This window comes from Vibrio sp. 10N.247.310.17 (assembly GCF_041466605.1).
In the GTDB taxonomy this organism is placed as follows: Bacteria; Pseudomonadota; Gammaproteobacteria; order Enterobacterales; family Vibrionaceae; genus Vibrio; species Vibrio tasmaniensis_A.
The window spans coordinates 1-2,021 of sequence record NZ_JBFSTC010000203.1; the positions used below are offsets into that span (position 1 = coordinate 1).

2 protein-coding genes are annotated in these 2,021 nt (G+C 44.3%); one reads left to right on the plus strand and one right to left on the minus strand.

Going from position 1 to position 2,021, the window contains the following annotated elements:
• The first annotated feature begins 211 nt into the window (after window positions 1-211).
• On the plus strand, window positions 212-991 hold the full coding sequence (locus AB6D80_RS24820) for a TSUP family transporter (RefSeq protein WP_009848394.1): 780 nt from the start codon (window positions 212-214) through the stop codon (window positions 989-991).
• Here AB6D80_RS24820 and AB6D80_RS24825 read toward each other — a convergent pair.
• Entirely contained in the window at window positions 942-1,787 is an 846-nt protein-coding gene (locus AB6D80_RS24825; protein ID WP_102257735.1) for a LysR family transcriptional regulator, read from the minus strand. The genes AB6D80_RS24820 and AB6D80_RS24825 overlap by 50 nt on opposite strands.
• Window positions 1,788-2,021 lie beyond the last annotated feature (234 nt).

The window sequence follows — 2,021 nt, forward strand, 5'->3', positions numbered from 1 at the left end:
CTCAGGCCTTGAAAGCCGCTTAACAGAAATGTCCAACTTTACGGGGTCACTTCATCTTCGGAGTGGGCTTTTTTATGTCTGTTATCTGGTGAAAATCTGGTGATGGCTAAATGATGAATATTTGGAATAGGTTACAATCTTGTGTTTCGTTATTGCTCATCTGCCGTGAGTGGTAACTTGTCGCTATACGAGAATTTAAGGCGTTGGGTATATGGAAATCACTCTAGAAATATTGGCTATCTTGTTTGTTGTTGCAACGGCGGCAGGCTTTATTGATGCAATGGCTGGCGGCGGTGGATTGTTGACTCTACCTGCATTGCTAGCGGCCGGAGTGCCACCAACGCAAGCACTGGCAACCAATAAACTTCAAAGCTCATTTGGTAGTTTTTCTGCCAGTTGGTATTTCGTGCGCAACGGCATCGTTAGTATTAAAGAGATGCGCCTCGCGATCTTTTGTACTTTTATTGGCTCTGCAATTGGTGCCGAGTTAGTCCAGCACATTGATGCGAGTTTACTGACTAGCGTGATACCGCTGCTGCTTATCGCTATCTCTCTCTATTTCCTGTTAGCACCCCAAACTAGAGCGTCTGAAGGAAAGCAGAAGATCTCTGAGGCGATGTTTGCTTTGTGTATTGGTGGCGGAGTTGGCTTCTACGATGGCTTTTTTGGCCCAGGAACAGGTTCAATTTTCACGGTATGTTTTGTCGCTATCGGTCACTTCTCTTTAGTGGATGCAACGGCACGCACCAAGATACTTAACTTCACATCGAATATAGCCGCATTGATCTTCTTTATTTTAGCTGGCTTGCCAATTTGGGAATTAGGATTAGTGATGGCAGTTGGTGGTTTTATGGGCGCTCAACTTGGCGCTAAAGTAGTGGTAACAAAAGGGCAGAAATGGATTCGCCCTCTTGTGATCGTGATGTCGATGTTAATGGCGTCTAAACTGCTTTGGGAACAGCATCAACAATGGATTCTATCAGTATTTTAACTCGCGGAGATTGATAGCTGTTTGGTCTCACACAGATATGAATCGGTCTAATCAATCCTTGCAATTCGGGAAAGCTAAACAGGTATTGAGGCTTAATGTTGAGTGTTTTTACGATAGAAAGCGGGATCAAAGCCGGCCCCGTTCCTCCTAGCGCTAGCTGGGCTGCTGCGGTATAGGCATCCATCTCCATCAAGGGTTTAATACCAAACTTTTCTAACACTGAGAGCTGATAAGAGTTGGCAGGGTTGGTCATATCGTTGGTAATCACCAATGGAGGAAGCTCCGTTAGCGGCGACTTACTCACTATGTAAAACGGCTCATCAAATAGATGGAAGGTCATCAATCCATGATGCGGCGGCAGTAAGCCAGCACACAACCCCAAGGTCGCCTTACCAGACTGCACTCGCTCGATAATTCTTGGTGTATGGTTAGTGGTGATGGTGATGTATTTATCTTGCTGGATAAATTGGCCCATCATCTCACCTAAATAACCCGCTATCAGAGACTTAGAGCTATCTAAAGTAATGAGAGTGGTATCTTCCAACTCTTGCTGTTCATAAATAAGCCCTCTAAGTTCATTGAATGTAGGGCCTATGCTCTCGATTAATGCAATCGCATCCGGCGTCAGTTTTATCTGTCGGCCACTCGGCTCGATGAGCTTTTTACCTAGCTTCTTTTCTAAATTCGCAATCCGTTTGCTGACCGCTGATTGGCTGATATAAAGCAAACTGCCTGTGCGGCTCATGGTTTTTGCTTTACTCAGCACCAATAGAGTTTCGATTCCTTCGAGTAACATTGAGTGATATTCATGAAAGTTGGGAATGATTGTTTCAACTTACCTCAAACAACATTCATTCTCTAGATTTGAAACTAAAGGTTTGAACTCAGTTAGGTATTTTAAATTGTGAACGCAAAGTGTCACGAGAGCATTAGAATGGATTGCAGAACGAGCTGGATTAAAAAAGACTCCTTTGCGGTAATGCCGATCAGTTAAAGCCAAAGTGATCGGTTGAAGGATCCTTCCGAGCTG

Excerpts from the sequence above, each read along its gene's own strand:
- AB6D80_RS24820 (WP_009848394.1), top strand. The coding sequence starts at position 212 with ATGGAAATCACTCTAGAAATATTGGCTATCTTGTTTGTTGTTGCAACG.
- AB6D80_RS24825 (WP_102257735.1), bottom strand. The coding sequence starts at position 1,787 with ATGTTACTCGAAGGAATCGAAACTCTATTGGTGCTGAGTAAAGCAAAA.